The sequence below is a fragment of the Candidatus Woesearchaeota archaeon genome (assembly GCA_003694805.1).
Lineage (GTDB): Archaea > Nanobdellota > Nanobdellia > Woesearchaeales > J110 > J110.
The window spans coordinates 1-5,924 of record RFJU01000123.1 but is presented as its reverse complement, the minus strand read 5'-3'; the positions used below and the strand labels follow the sequence as shown (position 1 = coordinate 5,924).

At 49.8% G+C, this 5,924-nt stretch carries 5 protein-coding genes and 1 tRNA gene; 3 read left to right on the top strand and 3 right to left on the bottom strand.

The annotated features are described in order from the left end of the window. Positions 1-385, bottom strand: a 385-nt coding sequence (locus D6783_04485; GenBank protein ID RME52550.1) for a hypothetical protein, incomplete at its 3' end; no start/stop codon positions are given. Positions 386-492: 107 nt separating this feature from the next. Between D6783_04485 and D6783_04480 the strand changes: the two genes are divergently transcribed. Next, positions 493-1,071 carry a DUF2238 domain-containing protein gene (locus tag D6783_04480; protein ID RME52549.1) on the top strand — a complete coding sequence of 193 codons (579 nt, stop codon included), beginning with the start codon at positions 493-495 and terminating at the stop codon, positions 1,069-1,071. Positions 1,072-1,131: 60 nt separating this feature from the next. Here the strand turns inward: D6783_04480 and D6783_04475 are convergent, their stop codons facing one another. Beyond that, entirely contained in the window at positions 1,132-2,235 is a 1,104-nt protein-coding gene (locus D6783_04475) for a hypothetical protein (protein RME52548.1), read from the bottom strand. Between the two features lie 122 nt (positions 2,236-2,357). Here D6783_04475 and D6783_04470 point away from each other — a divergent pair, with 122 nt between their 5' ends. Beyond that, on the top strand, positions 2,358-3,371 hold the full coding sequence (locus D6783_04470; GenBank protein ID RME52547.1) for a hypothetical protein: 1,014 nt from the start codon (positions 2,358-2,360) through the stop codon (positions 3,369-3,371). A 98-nt stretch (positions 3,372-3,469) separates the two neighbouring features. On the opposite strand, the gene D6783_04465 is transcribed toward D6783_04470, so the two are convergent. Then, positions 3,470-3,595, bottom strand: a tRNA-Ser gene (locus D6783_04465). Between the two features lie 114 nt (positions 3,596-3,709). On the opposite strand from D6783_04465, the gene D6783_04460 reads away from it, so the two are divergent. Continuing rightward, entirely contained in the window at positions 3,710-5,707 is a 1,998-nt protein-coding gene (locus D6783_04460; protein ID RME52546.1) for a hypothetical protein, read from the top strand. The last annotated feature ends 217 nt before the right edge of the window (positions 5,708-5,924 follow it).

The window sequence follows — 5,924 nt, the reverse complement described above, 5'->3', positions numbered from 1 at the left end:
GGAGTTCGAAGATGGCGCCGTAGTAGGTGTGGTGTTTTTTTCGGTCGAGGCAGATGATGCGCGCGTTCTCGCCAAGCTTCTTTTTGAGGAGCACGGCTGCTTCCAGTCCGCCAAAGCCGCATCCCGCCACAAGAATAGTTGGTTGTCGTTGAGTGTTTTCTCTTGCGCGAAGTTTCATGGGCGATAGTTCTTGATGGTGGTTCGCGTGTTGGCTTACGTTTTTTTTGTGCACGTTCTTTTTTCCCTTCTTGTGTTGCGTCGGCATCACCCTCTCAGCTTGTTTTACGTTGTTCCTTTCTGAAAAAGGCTTGTTTTTAAAAATTTGCTTTTGGGATCGGCGCGGGAAGAGGAGCGGTCGTGTTAGGAACGTGTTAGAAAAACTCATGCTGAAAGTGCGCGAGTTGAAAGTGGAAAAAAACGTGTTGAACGTGAAAAAAATAAGAGTGCGAAAATGAAAAACAATAAAAAGATGAAGCGCTCTGAGCAAGCGGTATGCGGGTTGCGTTTGTTGTGAACTACGTCTTGGCTGTTCTCCTTGGTCTCTTATCCATTATTGTAGGAAAAAGCGAGTTTTTGATTTACGCTGGGGTGTTGCTCTTCGTCGCTGTGCTCTTGCACGTGAGCGACCGTTTTGCTTCGTTTCACCCCGTGGCGTTGTGGGGTTTTTCCGTGTGGGCGGTCCTGCACATTGTCGGTGGTTTGGGGAAGATTGGGCAGACGCGGGTGTATGATTTTGTGCTCATTCGATTGGTTGGCGAACCATACAGCATTCTTCGCTACGATCAGTTTGTGCACTTTTATTGTTACGTCGTTATAGCGCTGCTCTTGGGCAGTGTCGTCCAGCGGGTCGTCGCCAAAGATGCGCACTGGTTTACTGTCGCGTTCATTCTCGTCTTGGCAAGCACGGGCATTGGAGCACTGAATGAGATTGTTGAGTTCCTGCCGGTTGTCTTGTTCAATAGTCCTGGCCCGGGAGGGTATGTGAACACCGCGTTGGACCTTATCGCAAACTTTTTGGGTTCGATCGTCGGCAGTGCGGTGTTCCTCACATGGTTAAGAAGAAGGGCGTAAACACTGAAACACAGGCATACACATAGCAAGGAGAAAAAAAAAAGAAAAAAAGAACGGTTTTTAGCTTCCAATCGAGAAGAAGTTCAAGATTGCTCGCACGAGGCTTCGAAGAAGCGATACTTCTTGCCGAAGCTCTTGAAGCTCCTTTCTGATTTCTTCATCGTTGGTCACGTTGGTTGTGTTGTCTTCAAGCTTCGAGTCGTTGAAGTCTTGGCTCAAGTCAATCTTCTCCACTTCTTTCGTGTCAACACGCACGATTGCTCCTGTTTGCGCGTTGACTCGAACGTCAACCCTGAGCGAATCGCTCTGGATGACGCGGACCTTCCAAACAAGGCCTTCGTCCTCCATGCTTTGTTCAACGCGCTCTACGAAGCCCGGGTACTCATCGAGGGCGATCCGCATGGCCTCCATTGACGTGATAGGGGTGTTTTCGTCAATGACTGTCTCAACTACGCTGTCCTGCTCGTCTTGGCCGGGGCTTCTGAATTCTGTTTTTTCTCCTTCGTTCCTTGCCTTGACTCGTCTAAGTTCTCCTGTTTCTGCGTTGATGCGAACGTCAACCCTTGTTCCGTCTTCTTGCATGACTCGAACCTTCCATTCCAGTATGCCTTCTTCAATCTCTTGCTCGACTTCCCGAACAGTGCCTGGTGCTACTTGAAGAGCGATGGCTATTGCTTCTTCTTTGGTGATGGGCGTGTTCGAGTCAATAATCTCTCCTACTTCACCTCTTCTGAAGTCAGAATCATCCTGGCCGGTTCGGTTTCCATCATCGCTTGCATTGTTTTGAGAGGATGTGTCACTGGACGATACGTCGTTGGTGGAGTTCCTGCCTGAGTCGTCAATCTCGCTTCTGTCCTGACGATCCTGGTCTTCGTCCTCTCTTGCTTCGTCTTCATCAGAGTCTTCATCAGAGTCTCTATCGTCATCCGATGATCCTTTGCCGGAGTTGTCTTCATCCTCTGCTTCCCGTTCATCACTGTCTTCTTCTTGGCGGTCATCACTATCGACATTTTCAGCGAAGTTGTCTTTATCTTCGCGTTCGTAGTCGCTTCGGTCATCTCCTCTCTCGTCGCCATCACTTCCTTTGCCGCTCTTCGCCATCGCTGCTGGCAGCAAAGCGATAACGAGCATTGCCAAAATGGCCAATACTAACAGTTTTTTCATGGTATCACCTGGCCCTTTGAACGAAGCGACAGGTATTTATAATATCTCTGCAAACCATTGAAATCGTTATCAGGGAGGCGAAGTCGTTTCTCCCTCTTCACGCCTGAAACAGGTAAATTTTCATGAATAAACGTTCAGAACCTTGCAAGAGCTGTTTTGTTGTTGTACTTCTTTTTCTTACTTTGCTGCTTCTCAATAATGTAGGCGCGGTGGAGAACAAGTCAACGTCTTCCTTTGCAGGGGGCATTATTGAAGAGATTACTATCGAAGATGATCTCGGAGCGGACGGTGATGTTCGAGAGAAGCTGGTGCTGAAGTTGATTAATGTGAGTAGCGACGAGGTTACCTTAGGGCTTCCTGCCGGCGCTGAGGAGGTGCGCATTAATGGCGAAGAAAGCACAAGCGAGTTTGGCGTGTACACCGTGCCTTTGAATTGCTCGACGTGCTACATCATGGTTTCCTACACGCTGCGCAGCGTGGTGAAAGAAGAGAAGGATGCTTTGGTTTTTTCACGAATTATTTCATTTCCCTCTCCGCGCGTGTTCCAGTATACAGTTTTACTGCCGAAAGGAAGTTTGATTCGCGGAGGTGAGGGTGTTTCCATTGTTCCGCAGGGCGCTGTTGGGAGTGATGGCCAAAGGATTTTTGTTACGTGGTCTGAGCGCGAGCCTGAGTTCCCGAAGGCGTATCTTGTTTGGCTTGAGAAAAGAACCGCCCCTTCTTCTTGGCCGGGCCTGGTCGCTGGAGTGCTTGCCCTCTTTTTCGTTTTCGTTGTGGCGGCTTTATTGTTTTTTGTGTTTTCCAAAAAAAGCAAGGATGCAGAACGTGTCAGACGTGCTACGAAGACCGTTGTGATACCCCACACTGTGTTCTCTCCGGACGAGAAGGCTGTGGTGAGGGTTCTCAAGCAACAGAGAGCGAAGGCGCGGGCGTTGTTGAAGACAAAAAACACTCCGCCGCTGATGCAAAAGGAGCTTTGCAAACTGCTTTCATGGTCGAAGTCAAAAGTTTCAGGCGTCGTCTCCAGCTTGGAGCGCAAAGGCATCGTGCAGCGCGAACGCGTAGGGAGGTCGTTTCGTGTCGTGCTCGTTCACGATATTGACCTGCCGGAGCAGGAGACCACAAACAAGAGCTAAGCGTGAGTGCGCCCCTTCACTACGTACTAAACGCGGTGCACGGTTTCGTCTTCTGAGAAGCATACGCGAAAAAAACGCGTGAAAAGAAAAAAAAGGTACGCCGCGGGTGGGATTTGAACCCACGATCCCAAGCGGGACAGGATCTTTGCGGTATTGGTGGTGTGCTATAGCACGACCCAGGGCCGATAGCAATCCTGCGCAATACCAGGCTATGCGACCGCGGCAGAGGCGACAAAGGCCGGGTGGGCAACGCGAGAGCAAGCCGCAGAGGGTTTATAAGTATTTCTCTGCGAAAAAAAAGGATAATTTTTAAATATGGTTGAGAGTAGGTGAGTGACATGAAGCAGTTTGTCTACGTCTTCTCAGTTCTTGTTTGTTTCCTTGTTGTCTTAGCGCTTCCTGTCGCGTCTGGAAGGACGTACTTGGATTTTGAATCGCTTGAGCTTGACGTTGTTGTGCAGAGTAATGTCTCCCTCGTCCCGAAAGGGAGTTCTCCTTCCGTGAGTAGTGTTGAGGCGGCTTTGTCGTGGGTGGCCGCTGATTCCTATCGGCAGGAGGTGCTCTTGTTCGAAACGGTTCCGGAAGGCGTCGTTGAGGATGGGCGTGTTGTTTTTTCGTGGGAGCAACCTTCGCCGGGGGTGTTGCCTTTTCGCGAGTACGCAAGAGTTCGCACAAAGTTTGCTTTCTTGCCGGTTCGTGAAAGCGTTTCTTTTCCGCTTCGCGAGATCGACCCTTCTTTGCAAAAATATCTTGAACCGTCTGGAATTAGTGACGTGACGCCTGAGATTGCTGAGCTCGCGTTTTCCCTCGCAGAAGGAAAGGATGATTTATTTGAGGTCGTGTTTGCCTTGGCTGACTGGACGACAAGACACATTGAGTATGACCTGTCCACGTCAACGGCGAAGGCCTCCTTGCCGAGTTCGTGGGTGCTCGAGAATCGACGGGGCGTGTGTGACGAGTTAACAAGTTTGTTTATTAGCTTGAATCGGGCGCTTGGCATTCCTGCAAAGTTCGTCTCTGGCGTGAGCTTTACGGATTTGGAGGAGTTCGACGAGCCGTGGGGGCCGCACGGGTGGGCTGAAGTGTACTTTCCTGGTGTCGGGTGGGTTCCGTTTGACGTGACGTATGGGGAGTACGGGTACTTGGACGCGACGCATGTGAAGCTCAAGGAGAGTGTTGATGCGTCGGAGAACGCCGTTGAATACGTGAGCAAAGGAAGGAACGTTGAGATGGTTCCTGGAGAACTGGACATTGACGTCGTGCCGGTGAAGAGCAGTGAATTGATTGTTCCTTTCGTGTCGTTGAGCGCTTCGCTTTTCAAGGACAGTGTTGGTTTTGGCTCGTACAATCTTTTGACGTTGCACTTGAAGAATAACCACGACCACTACGCCAGCACGCAAGTGTTCTTGTCAAGAACGGAAGGGTTGGACGTTGAAGATGATTTTAAGAAAAGTGTTTTGCTCGCTCCATTCGAGGAGAAGACGGTGCAATGGCTGCTTCGCGTGAAGCCAAACCTCAAGAAAGGATATCTCTACACGTTCCCTATTGAAATTCGATCCCCAATTTCAAATAGAGCGCAGCTCAAACTCAAGGCACGCGCTGACGGCGAGGTGCTTTCGCGGAGGGTTTTTGACGATTTGCTCCTGACAACGCAGGAGGCGAAGGTCAAGCCGTACTCTCAGTTTGTTGCCTTCACGTGCAAAGGAAAGGAGGAGGTCGGGTATGTATTGCAGAACATGAGTGTCTCTTGCATTGTTGAAAACAAAGGGGATGAAGACCTCTCGTTTGTTCGGATATGCTTAGAGGATGAGTGCCAGCGTGCACGCATCGGCGCGGGGGAGTCTTTGCAGGTCTCATTTCAGACAAGATTTTCAAGCCCGGGCATTAAGACCGTCGTGCTTCGAGCGTACAACGCGCAGATGAGCAAGAGCCAATTGGTTCGCTTCCGCATTCTTGATGAAGCGCGCGTCTCCATTGAGGATGTTGTTCACCCTGACGGGCTTGGTTTTGACGATGTGGGGGAGATTTCGTTTCTTCTCTCGCCGCTCTCGCTCTCTGTCCCCAAGCACGTTCGCGTTGAGGTTGTTCATGACACGGTGAATGAGGCGTGGGAACTCAATCAGCTCGACGGACCGAAACGATTTCGTCTTCGCATCCCAGGAAGCTCCTTGAGCTTGAAAAACAGCACATTCTTGATTCGCGTTTCATTCAAGGACGATCTCGGCAAAACATACGTGCAGACGAGCTCATTCAACATCGCGCCGGTGAACGTAAGCTTTCTTGAACGCCTTCAGCTGGTCGTGAATCGGTGGTGGGTGAAGCTTTTCAGAAGGTAGGGCGTTTATTGGTCGTTTGTGTTCTTGTTGTTATCGTTGGTAGCCCCCATGGTCGTTTTTTCTGCTTCTGCCATAACAATTTATTATAAATTAAGAAATTCGTAAGTCTTCCTGTTCTCCAGGGGAACGGTGAATTGCATTTAACGTTATGACATACGAAGTTTTTCTGGAGCATGCGGAGAAATTTAGGAAAAATCTTGGTTGAGGATTTTTTCTC